The sequence below is a fragment of the Gammaproteobacteria bacterium genome (genome assembly GCA_016705365.1).
Classification (GTDB): domain Bacteria; phylum Pseudomonadota; class Gammaproteobacteria; order Pseudomonadales; family UBA5518; genus UBA5518.
Window position 1 is genome coordinate 235,626 of the sequence record JADIYI010000006.1, and the last position, 20,148, is coordinate 255,773.

Below are 20,148 nucleotides of genomic sequence, written 5' to 3' on the forward strand. Positions count from 1 at the left end.
GTCCGGTCATGGCCGTGCCATCCGCAGCCGTATCGATACCGGGCGCAACCGGCCCCTATTGCGATCTGCCGACACTGCTGCGCCTGCGTGCGGCTGCCGCCAGCCTGCGCATCACTCCGCCGAGCCGGGCCCTCAGCCGGATGAGCGGACCGCTGCGCAGCAATATGCGCGGCCGCGGCATCGAGTTCGAGGAAGTCCGCGCCTACGAGGCGGGCGATGACATCCGCAATATCGACTGGCGGGTCACGGCGCGCACCGGCAGCGCGCATACCAAGCTGTTTCGCGAGGAGCGCGAGCGCCCGGTCTATCTCCTCGTCGACCAGCGCCGCACGATGTTCTTCGGCAGCCGCCACACGCTGAAATCGGTGCAGGCGATACATGCAGCCGCACTGCTGGCGTGGGCAACACTGGATGGCGGCGATCGCATCGGTGGCCTGGTGCTGGGCGACCACGAACATCACGAAGTCCGTCCGCAACGCAGTCGCCACGCGGTACTTGCATTGCTGCGTCTGTGTCACGAATTCAACCACCGCCTCGGCATCCCGCGGGAGCAATCCGCCGCGGCGTGCCTCGATCTGGCCACGGCGCTGGCCGGGATCCGGCGCGTCGCGCGACCCGGCAGCCTGGTGATGATCATCAGCGACTTTCGCGGCTGGGACGAGGCGGCGGTGAAGCACCTGCACCTGCTGGCGCGGCATACCGAGATCGCCGCGATCAACGTGTTCGATCCGCTGGAGCGCGCGTTGCCGGCGATCGGTCGCACCGCCGTCTCCAACGGATACCGGCGCCAGGATATCGACACCTCGGATACCGGGTTCCGGACCCGCCATGCCGCAAGTCACGAGGCCGAACAGAACGCGCTGTCGCAGTCGTTCCGGCGTCTCGGGGCACCGTTCATCCAGATTGCGACCGACGAGCCCGCATTCGATGTGCTGGCCCGCTACTATCGCCGACGAAAACGCTCATGAACCCGGACCCGCTCGCGCCACTGCGCCCGCTGCATCTTCCGGATCAGATCGGCTGGTGGCCACCCGCACCCGGCTGGTGGCTGCTGGCCGGCGTGGCTGCCGTGGTGCTGGGTGGTACCTTGTGGCTGGCATGGCGCCATCTGCGAGGCAACCGCTACCGCCGCGCAGCGCAGCGCGAACTGAAGGCCGCATATCGGTGCCGCCACGCCGCGCCGCCGGGCGAGGCGCCGTTTGCCGCACAAGCCAGCCGGATCCTGCGTCGTGCCGCGCTGGTGCATTACCCGAGCCGCGAGGTCGCGGCGCTGTGCGCCGAACAATGGCTCGACTTTCTCGATCGCAGCGCCGGCCTCCGGGTGTTTCGCGAAGGTCCGGGCCGGGCACTGGCTGACGCCCCCTACAACCCCGGATCGCAACCCGACGATGCCGCGCTGCACGATGCCTGCCGGCAATGGCTGAGACGGCACCGATGATCAGTTTCATTTACCCGTGGATCTTTCTGGCGCTGCCGTTGCCGTGGCTGGTCCATCGTCTGGCAAGTCCCGCCACGACGCAGGAAGCGGCACTGTATTTTCCCCGCGCGCTGGCGCCCGAATCGCGGTCCTCGCAGGCCGGTGCCACTGCGCGACGTGATCGCTCGCGCCTTGCGTTGCTGCTGCCGGCGTGGCTCGGCCTGTTGTGCGCCGCTGCCGGGCCGAACTGGACAGGAGAACCGGTATCGGTTCCGGTCAGCGGCCGCGACCTGATGCTGGCGGTGGATATCTCGGAGAGCATGCAGACCGAGGATCTCGAACTAGCGGGCCGGCAGGTCGATCGACTGAGCGTGGTGAAATCCGTGGTCGGTGATTTTCTGCGTCGGCGCAACGGCGACCGCGTCGGTCTGATCGTGTTCGGCAGCAATGCCTATCTGCACGCGCCACTGACTTTCGATCGCGCCACCGTGGGGCGCCTGCTCGGCGAGGCGCTCATCGGTTTTGCGGGCCCCAAGACCGCCATTGGCGATGCGCTGGCGATCGCCGTGAAGCGACTGCGCGAACGTCCCGAGGGCAGCCGGGTACTGATCCTGCTCACCGATGGTGCCAATACCGCCGGCGAGATCGCGCCGCGACAGGCAGCGGAGCTCGCGGCACGCAGCGGGCTGCGCGTCTACACGGTCGGCATCGGGGCCGATGAAATGGAGCTGCCGGGAATATTCGGCAGTTCCTTCGGGGCGCGCCGCGTCAACCCCTCGGCGGACCTCGACGAAGAGACGCTCGGCTATATCGCGAGCGTCACCGGCGGGCGCTATTTCCGCGCGCGCAGCGAGAACGAGCTCGAATCGATCTACGCGGAACTCGATCGGCTCGAGCCGATCGAGCAGGAGCAACAGAGCTACCGGCCGACGATCTCGCTGGCCCACTGGCCGCTGGCGCTGAGTTTTCTCCTGTCGCTCGCCGTGGCGCTCCGCTACGCCTGGCCGATCGCGGAGCGCACGGCATGAACGCCACGTTCTCGGCACTGAGCCAGTTCCATTTTCTGCGCCCTCTGTGGTTGCTGGCGCTGCTTCCCGCGCTGCTGCTGTTCGCGTGGCTGCTGCGCGCGCGCAATCGCCGGGGCGCCTGGCGCACGGTAATCGATCCCGCGCTGCTGCGGGTGTTGCTGCTCGATGGTCCGGGCGCCGCGCGACGACCGGCGCTGCCGTTGCTGTTGTGCGGCTGGCTGATCGGTGTGATCGCCCTGGCAGGACCGGCCTGGGAGCGGCTGCCGCAACCGCTGCATCGCAACCAGGACGCCCTGGTGATCGCACTCGACCTGAGCATGTCGATGCGCGCGCAGGATATGCAGCCCTCGCGGCTCGAGCGCGCGCGCTTCAAGCTGGCCGACATCCTCGCCGCGCGCCGCGAGGGCCTGACCGCGCTGATCGTCTACGCCGGCGATGCCCATGTGGTGACGCCGCTGTCGGATGACAGCCATACGGTGGAATCGATGCTGAGCGCGCTGGCGCCGGAAATCATGCCCAGCCAGGGCAGCAATCTGCCGGCGGCGATCGAGGCCGCGACCGGATTGCTGCACGGTGCCGGCGTGGCACGGGCACGCCTGCTGGTGGTTGCCGATTCCTTTCCCGCCGCACAGCAGGCCGAAGTCGGGCGCCTGCTGCGCCACGGCGGCCTGTCATTGTCGCTGCTGGCAGTCGGCACCTCCGCGGGCGCGCCGGTGCCGCTGCCCGAGGGCGGATTCCTGCGCGATTCCGCCGGTGGCATCGTGGTGCCAGCGACAGACCTGCCGGGAATGGCGCGCGCGGTGGCGGCCAGCGGCGGGCGCTTCAGCGAACTGACGCTGGATGACAGTGATATCCGGACCCTGCTGCCAACCAGCATCAGCCCGGACCTGGCCGTGGATGACGGCAATTCGCGGCTGTTCGATCAGTGGCAGGATCGAGCACCGTGGCTGGCGATGTTGCTGCTGCCACTGGCAAGCCTTGCTTTCCGCCGTGGCTGGTTGCTGCTGCTGCCGTTGTGCATGTTGCTGCCCTCACCTCCCGCCGCTGCGTTCGAATGGCAGGATCTGTGGCTCACACCCGATCAGCAGGGTGCTCGCGCGCTTGCCGCGCAAGACCCGGCGAGCGCCGCAAAACTGTTCCGATCGCCGGATTGGCGAGGCAGTGCCGCCTATGCCGCCGGGGAGTATGCGGCAGCCGCGGAATCATTTGCCCACGGCAAGACCGCAGCTGCCGATTACAACCGTGGCAATGCACTGGCGCGTGCCGGGCAGTTGCAGGAATCACTGGCCGCCTACGATGCCGCACTGGCAGTTGAGCCCACGCTGGAGGATGCGATCGCCAACCGCAAGCTGGTCGAGGATCTGCTCAAGCAACAACAACAACAGCAGCAGCAGCAGCAGCAGCAACAGCAACAGCAACAGCAACAGCAACAGCAACAGCAACAGCAACAGCAACAGCAACAGCAACAGCAACAGCAACAGCAAAATTCTGATACGCAATCCGCCAATCGGCAAGGCGATCAGCAAGCGGCGGCGGAAAACAATCCCGCTGGGCAGGCGCAGCAGGACGAATCATCGCCACCGCAGGAGTCCAGGAACAAGGACACCGCCGCACAGCGCGAGGAGCAGCAGCGTGAGGAGCAGCAGCGTCGCGAAGCGGAGCAATCGCAACAGGCCGCATCCGGCGATCCGCGCAGGCAGGAGCCACAAGCCACGTCGGGCGAGGATCAGAAGCCGCCGGTCGACGAGGAAGACCAGGCGCTGGAGCAATGGCTGCGCCAGGTGCCGGATGATCCGGGCGCCTTGCTGCGCCGCAAGTTCGCCTACGAATATCAGCGCAAACGCGCTGCGAACCCGGATCAGGAGAATGTCCGATGAACGCGTTGTGGCGCATACTGGGCTGTCTGTTGCTGACGCTGAGCATCGCCGCCCCGGCCCTCGCGACCGCTACCGCGAGCGTCGATCGCAGCCGCGTCAGCGCCTCGGAAAGCGTGCAGCTGCGCCTTCGCGTCGACAGCACCCTGGCGGTTCCCGATCCCGACCTGCAACCGCTGACCAAGGATTTCGAGATTCTGTCGACCAGCCGCAATTCGCGTATTTCCCTGGTCAATGGGCAGGGAGAAGCCTTTACCGAATGGCTGGTCGAACTGATGCCGCTCGTCGGTGGCGAGCTGCAGATTCCCGCGCTGTCGATCGGAGCCGAACGCACCGATCCGATCCGCATCAGTGTCACGCCCGAAAATCCTGCCACCGGCGTGCCGGATCGCGATGTCTTCGTCGAACTGGAAGTCGACAGCGACAAGGTTCATGTGCAGCAGCAGATCCTGCTCACCGTGCGGGTGCTGCATGCGGTGAATTTCAACCGCGGGGCCAGCCTCGAGGAGCCGTCCATCGAGCATGCCGTGGTCCGCCAGATTGGCGAGGGCTCCTACGAGAAAGTCATTGCCGGGCGGCACTACGGAGTGTTCGAACGCAGGTACGCGATCTTCCCCCAGGCCAGCGGCGAATTGCGGATCCCGCCGCTGGCGTTCCAGGCCACCGTCGGTGGCAGCGGCAACAGCTTTTTCGATGCCTTCGGCAGCCGTGGACATGCCCTGCGGCTGCGCTCTCCCGAGCGCCGCATACAGGTCGCGCCGCCCGAGAGCGGCGCCAACCCCTGGGTGCCGGCCAGCGTGCTGACCCTGGTCGAGACCTGGGACAAGAGTCCGACCCGGCTGCGGGTCGGCGAATCCGCCACCCGCACACTCACCCTGAGTGCCGCGGGCCTGACGGGAGCGCAATTGCCCGAACTCTCCCCGCCGGGGGTGGACGGGCTGCGCTTCTACCCTGACCAGGCCGAAGTATCGGATCAGCAGCAGGAAGACGGCATCACCGGAACGCGCATCGAACGCAGTGCGGTGATCCCGCTGCGCAGCGGCGATATGGAGCTTCCCGAAGTGCGCCTGCGCTGGTGGGACACCGTGAACCAGCGCTTCGAGGAAGCCCTGGTACCGGCCAAGACGATTCGCGTGCTGCCTGCCGCTGCCGCCAGTGCGACACCCACCGCGAGCAGTGCTGCCGTTGCCGCCACACCGGCCACGGAATCGCCACCGGTACCCACTGCGGCGCTGCCGGCAAGCACCGCCACCGCACCATGGCCATGGATCATCGCGACCCTGGTGCTGGCGCTCGCCACGCTGGTCTCGAGTCTGCAATGGTGGCGGCTCTCCCGCGGCAATCCGGCCGCGGCACCTGCGCCGCACGGGCCCGACCCACGCGCCGAGCGCGAACTCTTCGCGACCCTGCGCACTGCCTGTCGCGCCGGCGACGCGGCGCAAACCGAACGCCTGCTGTGCCAGTGGGCGCGGCTGGCATTTCCCGACCTCAGGCTGCGCTCGGTAGTGGATGTCGCGAGGGTCGCCGCCAGGCCGGGCTTGGCGAAAGCCCTGCAGGACATGCTCGCGAGTCGCTATGGAAACGCCCCCGGGGACTGGGACCCGAGCGTGCTGCTGGAGCATATCGAGGCGTTGCGTGCCGCGGCAACAGCCGGGCGAAAGACCCCGACGAGGCCTGCGCTGCCACCTCTGTATCAGGGCTGAGGCGCTGTTCTCAGTCGAGGAACTCGCGCACATGCGCTTCGATTTCCGCACGCCCGCGGCTGCTGGCCATCGCGATCAGGACCTGGCCCGATGACAAGAGGTAATCGTCTCCGGGGTTGAAGGCCCAGTCGTTGCCGTCGCGCACCGCGAGCAGCACGTATTCGGGGCAGCGCAGCCTGAGCGAGGACAGCCGCGTGGGCGGAAACCGCTCGGGGATCACCACCTGCTCGACGCGCAGTCCGTGATCCGAGTGCAGCATCTCGTCAAGGAAACTCACCACGTGCGGGCGGATCATCGCGGAAGCAATGCGCATTCCACCGGTGAAATCGGGCGAGATCACGTCATCGGCTCCGGCCCTGCGCATTTTCTCGATGTTCTGCACCTCGTGCGCCCGTGCCACCACGCGGATCTTCGGGTTGAGCTGGCGCGCGGTGAACGTGATCATCAGGTTGCGCGAATCGTCACCGGTCACTGCGAAAACGCCGGCCGCATCCTCGATGTCGGCCGCCAGCAACACCGCGTCGTCCGAGGCATCGCCGTCGAGAAACAGCAACTCCGGAAATCGTTCGTGGTGCTCGTTGAATTTAGCCTGCTCGAGATCGATCGCGACGAACTGCCGCCCGGTGAGCCGCAACTCGTCGGCGGCGTTGCGACCGACGCGGCCGAATCCGCACACGATGTAGTGCTGGCTCAGCTTGCGAATCTGCTTCTCCATGCGACGCCTCCACAGCGTATGATCCAGGTCCTGCTCGAGAAAGAACATCGACAGACTGGTGAACAGAAAGGTCAGGGCACCGAAACCCACGATCGAGGCCATACCGGCAAATATCCGGTCGCCGGCGCTGACCAGCGGCATGACTTCGTTGTAGCCCACGGTCGAGACCGTGATCAGCGACATGTAGAACGCGTCCATGAACGTCGCCTGGCCGCCGCCGGCGAGATAGAACCCGATCGTCGAGCATACGATCACCACGACCAGGAACAGGCTCGCCGCAACGATACGGCGCACGATCCGCGGTAACGCGGAATGCTTCAGGCTGGGAGGCCGGTAGCGGGCCGCGTGGGTATGCTTGCGCAGACGCGATCTCATGACGCTGAACCGGTTTCAGCCCGTCGCGGCAATCGGCGCGGGCGCAAGACTCTTGGAAATCACCTCGTAGCTGTCGGGAGAGAGTCCCGCGAGGCCCAGCAATTCCTCGAGCGCCGCGCGCATTCCCCCGGCATGGGACGGTGCGTAACGGCGCCAGCGCGTGAGCGGCGTGATCAGGCGGGCCGCGATCTGCGGATTCAGTGCATCGATCTCCGCGACCTGGCGGGCGAAGAAACGGTAGCCCGCATGATCCGCCCGGTGAAACCCGAGCGGGTTGGAATGGAAATAGGCGCCCAGCAGCGCGCGCACCTTGTTCGGATTGTGCACATCGAATTCCTCGCTGGCGCGCAGCGCAACCACATCCTCCAGCACTTCCGTGGCCGGTCGCATGGCCTGCACCTGGAACCACAGGTTCATCGTCAGGGCCTCGTCACGCCAGCGGGCGTGAAAGTCGTCGAGCAACTCGCGCGACAGCGCACGATCGGCGCCGGCTTCGTTGTGCACCAGCGCCGTCAGTGCCGCGAGCACATCGGTCATGTTCTCCTGCGCGTAATACTGCTGTCTGGCCAGCGTTCGGCTCTCGGTATCATCCAGCAATAGCAGGTAGGACAGGCAGACATTCCTGAGACTGCGCCGGCCGATGTCCTGCGCCTCCACCCGGTACGCGGACGGCCCCGTGCTGGTCTGGTAACAGGACAGCAGTTCGGCGCGCAACTCGCCCGCCAGCACGCTGCGCAAACCCTTGCGTGCCCGGTGTATCACTACCGGGTCTATCACGTCGACCCGCTCGGCAAGATAGGATTCACCAGGCAGCACCAGCATCTGCGCGACCATCGCCGGATCGGCCGTGCGATCGCCCAGCAGCACGCGAAATGCCGCAACCAGGCGCGGCTCGGCAGCCGGTGTCCGCCCCGCCGCGATCGTATCGATATGCGCCCGCAACACCTGCACCGCGAGCGTCTGGCCCGCATCCCAACGCGCGAATCCATCACTGTCGCATTGCATCAGGCGCGCGAGATCGTCGGGCGAATACGGATACTCGAGCTTGACCGGCGCCGAGAAACCGCGCAGCAGGCTCGGAATGGGACGCTGCGCGATATCCGTGAATTCGAAGCTGTGCGATGGCTCGGTCAGCTCGAGCACGCGCTCGGTGAGCCCTTCCCCGAGCGCCAGGTCACCGTCACTGCCGACCAGCCCGAAGCGCAACGGGATGTGGAATGGCGCCTTCTCCGGCTGACCGGGTGTCGGCGGACAGCTCTGCCGCACATGCAGGCGATAGAGTTTGCGCGCGGCATCGTATTCGTCGCTCACCGCGAGCAGCGGCGTTCCGGCCTGGGTATACCAGCGCCGGAACTGTTCCAGATCGCGCCCACTCGCCTCTTCCATCGCGCACACGAAATCCTCGGTGGTAACGGCCTGCCCGTCATGACGCGCGAAGTACAGGTCCGATCCGGCACGAAAAGCCTGCGCACCGATCAGCTCCCGGATCATGCGCACCACTTCGGCACCTTTTTCATAGATGGTGACGGTATAGAAATTGTTGATCTCGATATAGGACTCCGGGCGTACGGGGTGCGCCATTGGCCCGCCGTCCTCGGCGAACTGGCTGGTACGCAGCAGCGTGACGTCCTCGATGCGCTTGACCGTGCGCGAACCGGTGTCGGCGGAAAACTCGCTGTCGCGAAATACCGTGAAGCCTTCCTTCAGGCTCAGCTGGAACCAGTCGCGGCAGGTGACCCGGTTGCCCGACCAGTTGTGGAAATACTCGTGGGCAACGATACCGGCGATGCGCTGGAAGCTGGCATCGGTGGTGATCGCGGGATTGGCCAGCACACAGGAGGTATTGAATATGTTGAGGCCCTTGTTCTCCATCGCACCCATGTTGAAATCGTCGACCGCGACGATCATGAACACATCGAGATCGTATTCGCGCCCGTAGACCTGCTCGTCCCAGCGCATCGCCTGCTTGAGTGCCTGCATCGCGAACGCGCATTTGTCGAGATCCTTGGACTCCACGAAAATGCGCAGCTGTACCGTGCGACCCGAGGCGGTGACGAATGCGTCATCGAGCGATTCAAGATTTCCCGCCACCAGCGCAAACAGGTAACAGGGCTTGGGGAACGGATCTTCCCAGCGTACCCAGTGCCTGCCATCGTCGAGCACGCCGCGCTCCACATCATTGCCGTTGCCGAGCAGCACCGGGTAACGCGCGCGATCGGCCACGATCGTGGTGCTGAACAGCGCCAGCACGTCCGGGCGGTCGGGGAAAAACGTGATCCGCCGGAAACCCTCGGCCTCGCACTGGGTGCAGAACATCTGGCGCGAGCGGTAGAGCCCTTCCAGCGCCGTGTTGAGTTGTGGCTGGATCTCGATCTCGCTTTGCAGGACGAACGCTGCGGGCACTCGCTCGAGGCGCAGCACCTCGCCATCGTAATGGAAGTCCTGCTGCGCCAGCTCGCGGCCATCGAGCGCGAGCGATCCGAGCACCAGCTGCTGCCCGTCGAGGCGTAACGGTGCATCCACCGTCTGCGCCGCGGGATTGCGCCGCAGCGCAAGACGGCTGCGCACCCGCGTGACTTCATCCCCGAGTTCGACATGAAGCTCGATGGAATCGACCAGGAAGTCAGGCAGCCGGTAGTCTTCGAGGCGGATCGTCCGTGGTTGTGCGTCTTTCATCGAGTGTCAGTCCTGCATGGCGCGGAGTGGGGAATCAGGCGTGGCGAATCGGGCGCTTCATGCACTGATCCGGACATGATAGGAACCGAAATTGCGTACGTTCAGAACGCCTTGGTCGAAAATCAGGTACTGCCCCTTGATGCCGAGCAGGGTGGCCTCGAGCAGCGGCGTCTTGTCGAGATTGAGCGACACCGCCTTCTGCGGATATTGCTGCACCGGGTACTCGATGGCGACGGTGGCGGGATTCCCGAGCACCGTGATCGCTTCGGTTCCGAAGCGGATCCGCAGGTTGTCGAGTCCCTGGCGATGGCGCTCCAGCAGCGCGCCAGCGTCCGCGGCCAGGTCCCGCGGGTCCGCGGCACCCTGGAGCATTGCCCGCCAATTGGTCTTGTCGGCAAACGATTCGACAAACAGGATCTCCGCGAAACCCGAGATCTGCCGCGTCGCGACCCGCAGCACCGGACGCGCCTGGGTTGCACCCTGATCGATCCAGCGCGTAGGCACCTGCGAGACACGGGTGATGCCGACCTTGAGACCGGAGGAATTCGCCAGGTAGACCAGGTGATCGCTCATGCAGGACTCCTGCGCCCACTCGGGTTCGCGACAGGTCCCCTGGTGAAAGTGGCAGGTCTCCGGCTTCACGATGCAGGAATCGCAGCGCGCCAGGCGCTTGAAGCAGGGAAAGCAATAGCCCTGGGCGAAGCTGCGCGTGGTACGCCGTCCGCAATGGCAGCAGCTGATCACACCGAGATATTCGAGCCGCAGGCGTTGCCCGATCAGCGGGTTGAGCGCGAGCTCGCTCTCGCCAAGCGGCAAGGCATAACGTACCGGCGCCGCCAGCTCCACACGCATCTTGGCGAGCGCGCCGCTGCCGAGCTCCTGCAAGGCTACGCTCCTCCCATGTCACGCACTATGCGAACGACTTCGGGCTCCTCGCCCGGGGCATCGCGGGATCCGGCTTTGGCGCCAAGATCGATATAGCCGGTGCGCTGCCGCGCCTCGAGGTGACGCTGCTCGTAGGCGATCACGGCCTGCAGGCACAGTTCACGCTGCTCGCGGCTGAGCGGATTGCCATCGGCCCATTTGCCGATCTCCACCGCACGCCGCAGGCTTGCGTGCACCTCGGGTGTAATCAATTGCAGTATGTCGTTGAAATCCATACTGGATCCGGCGTCTCAGCGCTCGTGTTGGCGGGGCGGCGAGTATAACAAAGCCGCCGCCAGCCCGAGCAGCATGCCGAGCGCGAGACCGGCGCCATGCGCCGCATTGGCGACCGCCCCGAAACCGAGCACCTCGAGCACGCCGCTCATGCAGATCAGCAACCATGCGAGCATGAACACCAGCACGCCACGCGGCAACGCAAGCCGGCGATCACCCGACAGGCGAGTCCACATCCAGGCATATCCGAGCAGACCGTAGATCACGCCCGAGAGGCCGCCGAACAGCACGTCACCGTCGATGATGTACTGGGCGATATTGCCCCCGACGCCGGTGATCAGCAGCACCGCGAGCGCCGTCATGCGCCCCCGCACCCGCTCCAGGCGGCGCCCGAACTCCCAGTACCAGAGCAGGTTGAACGCCAGATGCAGCACACCGAAATGCAGGAATACCGGGCTCAGCAGGCGCCAGTACTGACCACGCGCCTGGCTGGCAGCCGCACTCTCGAACACCAGGCGCCGGCCGACGACCTGAAAATCGCTGAACGTGAACCAGTGCAGCCAGCGCAGTTCGGTATCGAAGCTGCAAAGCGCTCCGCCGAGCACGCTCAGCACGATCACACCCAGCGTGAGCGGTTGCGCGCGCCACAGGCCGGCCCCGCGTTCGGCAAGGCCGATCGAGGTAGCCGCGGCGCTGTCCTGCACGGACAATTCCCCGCTGCGCCAGCGCGCATACAGGTCGCGCACCAGTGCGACGTGCTCCTCGCGCGCCACCATCAGCACCTGCTGTCCCGATGCCTCGTCGAAGATGCGGTGCGGCAGGCGCCGCGCCCACAACAAGCGACTGAACTCCGCAAGATCGGCGCCGATCGACGTTTCCAGTGCCCTGAATGCCGTCACCGCAACCCCCGCCTGTCCGCGCTGCCGCATTCAATCACCGGGACCGCTGCCCCAGCCGAGCTTGGCACGGCATATCGCGTAGAAATTGTGCTCGAGCGGATGCAGCAATTGCAGCCGCTCGGGCTTCTTGTGGATATGGATCACATCGCCGGGGCTGGCGCGAAAATTGAGCTGTCCGTCGCAACTGATGTTCGGGTGCAGATCGTTGTACTCGTTGATCACGATACGCACACTGCTGTTGCCATGGATCACCAGCGGCCGGCTGCCCAGCGTGTGCGGGAACATCGGTACCAGCACCAGCGCGTCGAGTCCCGGGTGCATGATCGGCCCGCCACCCGAGAGCGAATAGGCGGTGCTGCCGGTAGGAGTGGAAATGATCAATCCGTCGGAACGCTGGGTGTAGACGAACTGTTCCTCGATATAGAGATCGAACTCGATCATGCGCGCGGATACGCCCGAATTGAGCACCACGTCGTTCAGCGCATCGCCACGCGCCAGCACCTCTTCGCCGCGCATCACCAGCACGTCGAGCAGAAAGCGTGACTCCAGCACATAGCGCCCCGCCAGCACACCCTCCAGCTGGCTTTCGAGCTGCTGCGGGGAAATATCGGTGAGGAAACCGAGCCGACCGCGGTTCACTCCGAGCACCGGCACTTCCTGCGCCGCGAGCGAGCGCGCCGCGCCGAGCAGGCTGCCATCACCACCGACAACTATCACCAGGTCGCTGTCACGGCCAATATGTTCGCGTGGCCGCACCTCTCCCGGATCGGTTCCGAGATGTTCGGCAACCTCCTGCTCCACGATCACCTTGCGACCGCGCGCGCGCAGGAAATCGCGCAGATGCACCAGGGTCTCGAGCACGGCCTCGCTGCCCACCCGGCCCATCAGGCCGATGGTGCTGAATTGCGTCATCAAACTGCTACTCCCGCTCAGCCACCGTCAACGGCCCCATAACCGCGCGGCTCGCATTATGACCCGCCCACGGTCGCGGGCGCCATCGCGCGGGCACCTGCAACACGGCGGCAGATCGAGACGCAACACACCGAACTCCACCCCGGCGGCCCGCAACACGGGGTGCCGGATCAGGTCGATGCGTGGCAGCCCGGGCAGCGGCAGCTCCCGGGTGAGGGTCAAACGGCCTGCTCCTTCGGCGGCACGGTGCGCGGCATCTGCTTGTGCACATCGCAGCGGTCGTGCATCCCGCTGACGAACTCCGCCGGCTTGAGCAGCCGCGTCAGCGGTTTCGCGCACGGGCCGCCGTCACCGGCGCTGCCCTGGCACACCGGGCTCGTGTAATGCGCCAGCCAGCGCCGGTAATGTTCGACGCTGACGGCGCATTTTTCCGCCACGAAATTCTCGGTGTCCTCGATGTAGCGACTGAGGTCCTCCATCGCGATGGTCAGGTGACCGGCACCGGGCTGGTAGGCCACGAACTTGACCCCTTTTTCCTTCAGCGCATCAAAAAACTTGTCGGCACCATCGCTCATCAGCCGCATCTTGTCGCGGCGCAGATCGGTGAGCTCGGTACGCAGACCCTGCAACTGTTCCTCCGCCGCCTGCAGTTCGCGCCCGAGGCGTTCGCGTTCGACCAGGGACTGCTGTGCGCTCTCGGCCAGCGCGGCGTCGCGCGCGGCTTGCATTTCCGCACGAATCGCCGCGGTTTGCGAACGCCCCAGCTCGGTGAGCTGCTGCAGCGCGCGCGCCGCGGCGGCACGCTCGTCCGCGACCGCGGCCGCCTGCTCGGCGAGCTGCTCGCTCAGCACACCCTTTTCGTTCAGCAACACCTGTACCTGCCCCTGCAATGCGGACAGGCGTTCCCCGGTGCCCGCCAGCTCCTGGCGGTGCTGCTTCCTCAGCAGCGCAACCTGCTGATTGCTCTGCTGCATGAACGCAAGCATGGCATCCGCCGATTCCGCCGTCGGCGCGCCAGCTACCGCCATCCCCGGGGCAACCCCGGAAACCACGGGGACCGCACCGGTGATTACCGCTCCGGGCAGCTGTGGTGAATGATCGACCGCATCGATACCGAGCCGGTTGCCGTGCAGCTTCTCGCGCAGCTGGCTGAGGGTATTGCCGCCAACACCGAACTCGATATCCCAGAGACTGTCTTCCTGCCCCGGTATCGGGCACTGGCTGCGGGTGGCAAGACGCACCGGGCCGCCACCGAGATCGGGACCGCGCGCGGCGGTTTCGGCCAGTTGGCGTAGCGGCACATTCCAGCTCTGCTCGGGGAAGCCACGCTCGTCGAAGGGGGCGTAAAAAAGTACCGTGGCAACCACGGCCAGCGCGGAATCCACGCGCACATAGGCGGCCTGCATGTTGCGCCCGACAAATTCACGCATCGGCACCACGCAGTCGAGCAGCGCCTCGAACTCGGTATAAAGCATCTCCTTGATGATCGCGCCATCGGCAAAGAACACGATGGCTTCGTGTGTCTGGTGTGACGATTTTTGCTGAAAGCTCATCCCGATTCCTCGATATACGCCGCCGCCAGCGAGCGTCGGAAAATCATGTTAACAGGCACGGCCGAGCGCATGGAATCACGCTTGTTGACCCGAACGGGTACTGCTACCGTGCGCCGCAGCCCACTCGGATACAAAGAGCGTAGACCAATGAACGACACTGCACTGCGCGCGGCACTGCTTGGCGCATGGGAACTCGTCGCCTGGCAGATCGACTATTCCGATGGCCGTGACTGTTCCTGGCCCTTCGGCCCGGCGGCGCGCGGCCTGTTGCTGTATACCCCGGAAGGGCTGATGTCGGCGGCAATATCGAAATCGGGGCGTGCACCCTTGGCCAGCACCAGCGCCCGCCATGCCTCGGTGGCGCAGAAAGCCGCTGCCTTCGACAGCTATTTCCACTACCAGGGTTCGTTTCATGTCGAGGCAGGTACGGTTGTTCACGAGGTTCGCGAATCCCTGAACCCCGACTTTCCCGGCACCCGGCAGGTCCGCACCATCGAGTTCGATGGCGATTCGCTGGTGCTATCGGCGCAGGACCTGCTTCCCGGCAGCTCCGTGCAACGATTTCACCGTCTGCAGTGGCGCCGCCCGGTCCGCTCCGGCGACGCGAGTGTCTGAACGATCGCTGCGCCCCGGGCCGCTCACCGGAACCTGGACCGGCTGCTACGGATTGAGCGTGCCCAGCGCCGCTGCAGCCGACACCCGGCTGCTCGCCCTGACCGCGGCCTGATGAGCCGCAAACGCGCCTGCGAGGCGATCTCCACACCACGGTTGCGGCGGCCTTTGCGCATACAGATGGCGGTCGAGCTCCGCCACGGCCACACGCAATTCCTCATCCGGCAAGCGCGCGGAGTCTTGCGCATTGCGCCAGCGAATCCACGCGGCTCCCGCCGCGTTCGCGTCATCGTGTCGGCAAGCGTGCAGCAGGCGGCGCGCGGCCACCCGCTGCGGAGTGTTGACGAAGCGCTGCAATTGTCCGCACCAGCGCGCGATGGCGTGTCGCCAGCGATACCCGGCCCCGGCGGACAAGATCGTGATCAGCAGCCACGCCCAGGCACGCCCGCCACCCGGACCCGCTGCGGGCGCGGGCGCGACATCGACGGTGACGGCTTCCAGCATCGTGGATTCGAGGGTCCGCGTGTCCGGATTCCACCAGGTGTAGCCGAGCGCCGGGAGAGTGAAGCTGCCGGCCCGCGGCAGCAGATAGGTAAGGGTCTCGCGGCGCTCGCCGGTGAATTCGCCGCGCTCGAGATGGTCCTCGACCTTGGCGCTGCCCCGGTATACGCGAACACCCTCGGGCACGGCGACGGATGCCGGCGCGAGTGCAATCCCCGATACCGATGAGGCACGCTGGACGATGGTGCGCTTGAATACCGCACCGGCCTGCGTGGCAGCAGGCAACGGCTCCCAGGTTTCGCTGATCTCGAGCGCCGGCGTCGTGATCAGGAAGCCAATGGCCTCGCTGCCGGGCGGGCGGCGGATCTCGATGCTCCAGCCCGGCACCTGCGCCTGCTTCTCGACCACCGGGCCAGCGAAACCTTCGCGGCTCGCAAAATGAACCGCGAATTCCGGCATCTCGAAGCGGCCGGGGGTCTGGGCAAACAGCGCAAACTCGTGAGTCTGCACCGTCCAGCTCTCGCCCTCGGCTTCCAGCGATCCCACCACCGGGCTACCGATCTTGATGAGCACGCTGCCGGGGAGTTGCGGCAACTCAAAGCGCGGCGAGCCGGCAAACGGGCCGCGCGCGCGCAGCTCGACGTAGAACGGCACCCGCTGCCCGATCCACGCCTGCCGCTGCTCCACCCGCACCGCCACCGCGGCAACATCCGCCCGCGCCGCCGGGCAGACGAGCGCCAATAACGTCAGCAGCGCGAGCCAGGTCTTCATGGCTGAGCCCCCGCGGCGCTCAGCGCCTGCTGCCATGCAAATTTCGCCCGCAGGAAATCCGCCGGGCGCGTCTGCACGCGGCGCAGCCACAGCGCCTGGATCTCCTGGTCCGAGAGCGTCTTGCCGCCATCGAGTTCGGTATCGTGCCCCTCGTTCGGCTGGTCCTTGTCGAAGACGATCTCGTCGGCACCGATCCGCTGATCACCCAGATCACCGCCCTTCTGCGCGACGCGTTGCGCACGGGCGAGCGCGATGGCGCGGTTTTGCAGCGCCTGCCGCCAATCGGGATGACGCGCCAGGGCGCGGTCATAACAGGCAATCGCGGCATCGTAGGCACCCAGCATCAGCCGCGCGTTGCCCTGGTTGTAATGCGCCTCGGCGCTGTCACGGCGCGCGAAGGCCTGCGCGGCTTTCAGGTAATCACCGTTGCGATAATATGCGGCGCCCTGCCACAACGGATCGTGAAAAACCTCGGCCGACTCCGCAAACGCGCCGCGCGCAAACAGCTGCTGACCCTGCTGGTCGGGCGTGAACCAGAGTCCCGCCCAGAACAGCGTCACACCCAGCGCCAGCGCATTCACGTGGCGGCCTCCGCACGCTCGCGCCGGCGAAACGCTGCCAGCATCAACAACGCCAGCGGGGGCACCAGCCAGTAGCCCGCCTCCTGCCACTGCCCGCCCTGCTCGCCGCGCAGTGTGTCGGGAGTGCGCGCCGCACGCCGCACGAGCGCCGCAACATCGTCACCTTCGATGGCGAAGGCTTCGACATGGCCCGACAATATGCGTGCAGCGGCCCGCAAGGACTGGTCCTCCGAGGATCCCGGAAGGTTGAGTGCAAGAAATTGCACGGCAATGGAACGCTCCGTGCCAGCGGCTTCGAGCAACGCGGAATCGGTATCCACAGCATCGGCCAGCACCACGATGCTGCCACCACGTGCACCTTGCGCGAGCACGCGTTGCGCCAGCGCCAGTGCGCGATCGAGCCGGTCACCGGGCTCGGGCATGATCTGCGGCGAGACTTCGGCCGCCATGCTCGCCACGATCGCGGTATCGCGCGTCGGCGGCAGCACCAGGTGCGCGGAGCCGGCATACGCAATCAGGCCGAGTGGCTGACCGCGGCGTGCCGCGGCGAGATCCGCGATCTTCAGCCACGCGCGCTCCAGCCGCGATGGCTCGAGGTCCGACTGCTCCATGCTGGCATCGGCCTTCAGCAGGAGCATCAGCGGCGTGGCATCATCGGCGAAGGGGCTGGGCTCGAGCTGCCAGGTCGGGCCGGCAACGGCCACCACGCCCAGCAACCATGCCACCAGCAACGACCCGCCCTGCCAGTGCTGTCGTCGGGAGTGCCCCACCACCAGGGCCTCGAGCAATTCCGGCGCGAGCTGGCGGCGCCAGCCACGCAGCGGATCCGCCTCGCGCCGCCACAGCCACCACAACGCAACGGCAACCGGAGCCAGCAACAGCCACAGCGGACGGATGAAATGAAAATCGCCCGGCAGTCCGCTCATGACTGCACCTCGAGCTTGCCGCTGAGCGGATCGACGTGCAACGGTCCTGCTGCCTGCAACGCCAGCAGCTCGCGCGTATGGCGATACAGCGAAACGGCTCGCGCGCCGAAGGACAGTAACAGGGCCGCCAGCAATGGCCAGAAAAACAGATCGCGCCGCGGACGATAGCTGAGGACATCCACCTTGCGGGTCTCGATACGGTCGAGCTCGGCATAGATGCCCGCGAGCTGCGCCCGATCGGCGGCATGGAAATAACCACCGCCACTGGTTTGCGCCACCGCACGCAGCGTTTCCTGGTCGAGCTTTTCCTCACCCACCGTGGTCGGATCGCCGATCGCGACCGTGTGGATCGTGATGCCGCGCTCGCGGGCCACCCGCGCGGCCTCGATCGGCGGCACCTGGCTCGCCGAGTCATTGCCATCGGTCAGCGCGATGATGGTCTTGGCCGGTGCATCGCTGCGTTCGAACAGAATCAGTCCGAGCCCGATGGCATCGCCAAATGCGGTGCGCGCACCGGCCATGCCGATCGCCGTTTCATCGAGCAGGCGCCGCGTCAACCCGAGATCGGTGGTGAACGGCGCCTGCAGGAACGGCGCATCGCCGAACACCACCAGCCCCACCCGGTCCCCGCTGCGACGGCTGAGGAATTCGCCGAGTACCTCCTGCACCGCACGCAGCCGATCGACGCGCGCACCGCTGGCATCGGTGAAATCTTCCTGGCGCATGGAACCGGACAGATCGACCAGCAACAGCAGATCACGCGTCGGCAATTCGCGGCTCACCGCGGGCTCGAGCCATTGCGGGCGCGCCAGCGCCAGCAGCAGCAGCAACCATATCAGCGCTGGCACCAGCTGCGTCCAGGCACCGCGACTGACACGCGTCACCGTGGTTCCGGCGCGCAGTGCGGATTCGATCCGCTCTCCGAATGGCACGCGGACAGCGAGCAGCGGCGAACGACGCGGCGGCAGGACCAGACGCGACAGCCACGGCAGCGGCAGCAACAACAGCAGCCAGGGATAGGCCAAGCTCAGCACTTTAGTGACCCGCCTGCGTATCGCCGGCAAGCAGCCGGTGCGCGGCGATCCAGTGCGCCGCATACTCGCGCAACGTCCGCAGATCGGGCTTTGCCGCGCAGGCAGCGTATATCCCGCCGGCCAGCAGCGCGCGCACATCGGGAGGCATTTCCGCGGTACAGCGTGCAGCGAGCCAATCCGTCCATTGCATACCACCCAGTTGCGCGATAACCGACCGCGGCACCCTGGCCAGCGCGGTGCGCCGCAGCAGTTCGGCAATTGTCTCCGCATTGTCGGCGCGAGCCAGCTCACGCAGGGCTGCACGACGATAGGCGTTGGCGCGCCAGCGCGTCCAGGCACGTGCCGCCAACCATGTGCCAACGAGCAGGAGCAGCGCGAGCAGCAGGTACCAGCCCGGCGCCAACGGCCACCACGGCACATCCGCCGGAAGCGCGATATCGTTGAGGTGCTCGAGACTGGCCGCGTCGCTGCTCATCGACCGGCGCCGCCCGACTTCGGGTGCGCACCGAACAGTTCGCGCAATTGATCGACCGGGGGCAATGCCGCCGACAGCGGAATCACCGGAACACGCAACGCGCGGAAAATTTCCGCCCACTGATCCAGGCGCGCCGCGAAGCTCTGGCGGAACGCGACGGCGAAGGCAGAGCCGGCAGGAAGCGCATAGTGCACGCCGCGGTCGGTCGCGACCATGCCGGGGTGCGCTTGCAGCGACGCACCGAGCGGATCGTATACCGCGACCACCAGCACATCGTTGTGTGTCGCCAGCGAGGTCACCAGTCGCTGCGTTTGCCCGTCGGCGCCATCGAGGTCGCTGACCAGCACCACCAGGTGATCGTGGGTCGCGCGCCGCAACGCGCTCTCGAGAGCAACATTCAACGTGACCGCGCCGTCCTGCGGCTCCGCGCTGGCCAGGGCGCGGTTCAACTGCACCACGTCGTGCAGCAGGTGCAGCACGCGATTCTGGCTGCGGTGCGGCCGGATATCGCTGATCCTGGCCTCGTTGAACACGATGCCGCCGACCCGATCCCCGGCCGCAAGTGCGCGCCATGCGCCGAGCGCCGCGATCTCGGCGGCGGTAACCGATTTCATCGCACGGCGACTGCCGAAGAACATCGGGCGGCGCTGGTCGACCACCAGCAGCACCGGGCGTTCGCGTTCTTCGCTGTAGACGCGAACCTGCGGCGAGCGCAGCCGCGCGGTGGCGCGCCAGTCGATGGTGCGTACATCATCGCCGGGTGCGTAGCGGCGAAGCTCCTCGAACGCGAGGCCGCGTCCGCGCAGGCGCGAGCCATGGCGCCCGGCAAGCAGCGAACCCACCGGCTGGCGGGGAAGAAACGAAAAACCATGCGCCTCGGCCCTGAGTCCGATCAAGGCCGGCAAATCGATGGTGACGAGCGCGCTCATGCTGCTGGC

19 protein-coding genes are annotated in these 20,148 nt (G+C 66.3%); 6 read left to right on the forward strand and 13 right to left on the reverse strand.

All coding sequences use genetic code 11. The annotated features are described in order from the left end of the window. The first annotated feature begins 8 nt into the window (after positions 1–8). Genes IPF49_07040 through IPF49_07060 form a run of 5 tightly spaced genes read left to right on the forward strand, consistent with a single transcriptional unit; the run spans position 9 to position 6,022 of the window. Complete coding sequence (locus IPF49_07040) at positions 9–968, forward strand: DUF58 domain-containing protein (protein MBK6287379.1); 960 nt, start codon at positions 9–11, stop codon at positions 966–968. Continuing rightward, positions 965–1,438 (forward strand): DUF4381 domain-containing protein, encoded by a 474-nt coding sequence (locus IPF49_07045; protein MBK6287380.1) that lies wholly within the window; start codon positions 965–967, stop codon positions 1,436–1,438. Before IPF49_07040 ends, IPF49_07045 begins: the two co-directional genes overlap by 4 nt. Beyond that, positions 1,435–2,445: a VWA domain-containing protein gene (locus IPF49_07050; GenBank protein ID MBK6287381.1), complete on the forward strand. Its 1,011-nt coding sequence runs from the start codon at positions 1,435–1,437 to the stop codon at positions 2,443–2,445. Before IPF49_07045 ends, IPF49_07050 begins: the two co-directional genes overlap by 4 nt. Continuing rightward, the gene (locus tag IPF49_07055; GenBank protein MBK6287382.1) at positions 2,442–4,322 is read left to right on the forward strand and encodes a VWA domain-containing protein; all 1,881 of its coding nucleotides are present in this window, start codon (positions 2,442–2,444) and stop codon (positions 4,320–4,322) included. The genes IPF49_07050 and IPF49_07055 overlap by 4 nt, the downstream gene beginning before the upstream one ends. Further along, positions 4,319–6,022: a protein BatD gene (locus tag IPF49_07060; GenBank protein ID MBK6287383.1), complete on the forward strand. Its 1,704-nt coding sequence runs from the start codon at positions 4,319–4,321 to the stop codon at positions 6,020–6,022. The genes IPF49_07055 and IPF49_07060 overlap by 4 nt, the downstream gene beginning before the upstream one ends. A 10-nt stretch (positions 6,023–6,032) precedes the next feature. Here IPF49_07060 and IPF49_07065 read toward each other — a convergent pair whose 3' ends face one another. From IPF49_07065 to IPF49_07095, 7 genes are all read right to left on the reverse strand, one after another. Further along, entirely contained in the window at positions 6,033–7,112 is a 1,080-nt protein-coding gene (locus IPF49_07065) for an NAD-binding protein (protein MBK6287384.1), read from the reverse strand. Between the two features lie 15 nt (positions 7,113–7,127). Beyond that, complete coding sequence (gene pepN / locus IPF49_07070) at positions 7,128–9,788, reverse strand: aminopeptidase N (GenBank protein ID MBK6287385.1); 2,661 nt, start codon at positions 9,786–9,788, stop codon at positions 7,128–7,130. A gap of 57 nt (positions 9,789–9,845) precedes the next feature. After that, positions 9,846–10,673, reverse strand: a complete 828-nt coding sequence (locus tag IPF49_07075) for a DUF2797 domain-containing protein (GenBank protein ID MBK6287386.1) — start codon at positions 10,671–10,673, stop codon at positions 9,846–9,848. 2 nt (positions 10,674–10,675) lie between these two features. Beyond that, positions 10,676–10,948: a DUF1315 family protein gene (locus IPF49_07080; GenBank protein ID MBK6287387.1), complete on the reverse strand. Its 273-nt coding sequence runs from the start codon at positions 10,946–10,948 to the stop codon at positions 10,676–10,678. A gap of 15 nt (positions 10,949–10,963) precedes the next feature. Beyond that, the gene (locus tag IPF49_07085; GenBank protein MBK6287388.1) at positions 10,964–11,875 is read right to left on the reverse strand and encodes a rhomboid family intramembrane serine protease; all 912 of its coding nucleotides are present in this window, start codon (positions 11,873–11,875) and stop codon (positions 10,964–10,966) included. Then, positions 11,876–12,757, reverse strand: a complete 882-nt coding sequence (locus IPF49_07090; protein ID MBK6287389.1) for an NAD(+) kinase — start codon at positions 12,755–12,757, stop codon at positions 11,876–11,878. A gap of 218 nt (positions 12,758–12,975) precedes the next feature. Then, the gene (locus IPF49_07095) at positions 12,976–14,310 is read right to left on the reverse strand and encodes a hypothetical protein (GenBank protein MBK6287390.1); all 1,335 of its coding nucleotides are present in this window, start codon (positions 14,308–14,310) and stop codon (positions 12,976–12,978) included. Positions 14,311–14,457: 147 nt separating this feature from the next. On the opposite strand from IPF49_07095, the gene IPF49_07100 reads away from it, so the two are divergent. Then, positions 14,458–14,925 (forward strand): lipocalin-like domain-containing protein, encoded by a 468-nt coding sequence (locus tag IPF49_07100; GenBank protein ID MBK6287391.1) that lies wholly within the window; start codon positions 14,458–14,460, stop codon positions 14,923–14,925. Between the two features lie 45 nt (positions 14,926–14,970). On the opposite strand, the gene IPF49_07105 is transcribed toward IPF49_07100, so the two are convergent. The 6 genes from IPF49_07105 to IPF49_07130 are packed head-to-tail and all read right to left on the reverse strand — an operon-like array spanning position 14,971 to position 20,139. Continuing rightward, positions 14,971–16,194 (reverse strand): BatD family protein, encoded by a 1,224-nt coding sequence (locus IPF49_07105; GenBank protein ID MBK6287392.1) that lies wholly within the window; start codon positions 16,192–16,194, stop codon positions 14,971–14,973. Beyond that, positions 16,191–16,775 carry a tetratricopeptide repeat protein gene (locus IPF49_07110; GenBank protein ID MBK6287393.1) on the reverse strand — a complete coding sequence of 195 codons (585 nt, stop codon included), beginning with the start codon at positions 16,773–16,775 and terminating at the stop codon, positions 16,191–16,193. The genes IPF49_07105 and IPF49_07110 overlap by 4 nt, the downstream gene beginning before the upstream one ends. Beyond that, positions 16,772–17,701 (reverse strand): VWA domain-containing protein, encoded by a 930-nt coding sequence (locus IPF49_07115; protein MBK6287394.1) that lies wholly within the window; start codon positions 17,699–17,701, stop codon positions 16,772–16,774. The genes IPF49_07110 and IPF49_07115 overlap by 4 nt, the downstream gene beginning before the upstream one ends. After that, positions 17,698–18,735: a VWA domain-containing protein gene (locus IPF49_07120; GenBank protein MBK6287395.1), complete on the reverse strand. Its 1,038-nt coding sequence runs from the start codon at positions 18,733–18,735 to the stop codon at positions 17,698–17,700. Before IPF49_07120 ends, IPF49_07115 begins: the two co-directional genes overlap by 4 nt. A gap of 1 nt (position 18,736) precedes the next feature. Then, positions 18,737–19,210, reverse strand: a complete 474-nt coding sequence (locus tag IPF49_07125; protein MBK6287396.1) for a DUF4381 domain-containing protein — start codon at positions 19,208–19,210, stop codon at positions 18,737–18,739. Then, positions 19,207–20,139, reverse strand: a complete 933-nt coding sequence (locus IPF49_07130; protein ID MBK6287397.1) for a DUF58 domain-containing protein — start codon at positions 20,137–20,139, stop codon at positions 19,207–19,209. The genes IPF49_07125 and IPF49_07130 overlap by 4 nt, the downstream gene beginning before the upstream one ends. Positions 20,140–20,148: the final 9 nt, after the last annotated feature.

Coding starts and splice junctions, on each gene's coding strand:
- IPF49_07090 (MBK6287389.1), bottom strand. CDS start 12,757: ATGACGCAATTCAGCACCATCGGCCTGATGGGCCGGGTGGGCAGCGAG.
- IPF49_07040 (MBK6287379.1), top strand. CDS start 9: ATGGCCGTGCCATCCGCAGCCGTATCGATACCGGGCGCAACCGGCCCC.
- IPF49_07115 (MBK6287394.1), bottom strand. CDS start 17,701: ATGAGCGGACTGCCGGGCGATTTTCATTTCATCCGTCCGCTGTGGCTG.
- IPF49_07060 (MBK6287383.1), top strand. CDS start 4,319: ATGAACGCGTTGTGGCGCATACTGGGCTGTCTGTTGCTGACGCTGAGC.
- IPF49_07130 (MBK6287397.1), bottom strand. CDS start 20,139: ATGAGCGCGCTCGTCACCATCGATTTGCCGGCCTTGATCGGACTCAGG.
- IPF49_07095 (MBK6287390.1), bottom strand. CDS start 14,310: ATGAGCTTTCAGCAAAAATCGTCACACCAGACACACGAAGCCATCGTG.
- IPF49_07125 (MBK6287396.1), bottom strand. CDS start 19,210: ATGAGCAGCGACGCGGCCAGTCTCGAGCACCTCAACGATATCGCGCTT.
- IPF49_07105 (MBK6287392.1), bottom strand. CDS start 16,194: ATGAAGACCTGGCTCGCGCTGCTGACGTTATTGGCGCTCGTCTGCCCG.
- IPF49_07055 (MBK6287382.1), top strand. CDS start 2,442: ATGAACGCCACGTTCTCGGCACTGAGCCAGTTCCATTTTCTGCGCCCT.
- IPF49_07050 (MBK6287381.1), top strand. CDS start 1,435: ATGATCAGTTTCATTTACCCGTGGATCTTTCTGGCGCTGCCGTTGCCG.
- IPF49_07065 (MBK6287384.1), bottom strand. CDS start 7,112: ATGAGATCGCGTCTGCGCAAGCATACCCACGCGGCCCGCTACCGGCCT.
- IPF49_07100 (MBK6287391.1), top strand. CDS start 14,458: ATGAACGACACTGCACTGCGCGCGGCACTGCTTGGCGCATGGGAACTC.
- pepN (MBK6287385.1), bottom strand. CDS start 9,788: ATGAAAGACGCACAACCACGGACGATCCGCCTCGAAGACTACCGGCTG.
- IPF49_07085 (MBK6287388.1), bottom strand. CDS start 11,875: ATGCGGCAGCGCGGACAGGCGGGGGTTGCGGTGACGGCATTCAGGGCA.
- IPF49_07080 (MBK6287387.1), bottom strand. CDS start 10,948: ATGGATTTCAACGACATACTGCAATTGATTACACCCGAGGTGCACGCA.
- IPF49_07045 (MBK6287380.1), top strand. CDS start 965: ATGAACCCGGACCCGCTCGCGCCACTGCGCCCGCTGCATCTTCCGGAT.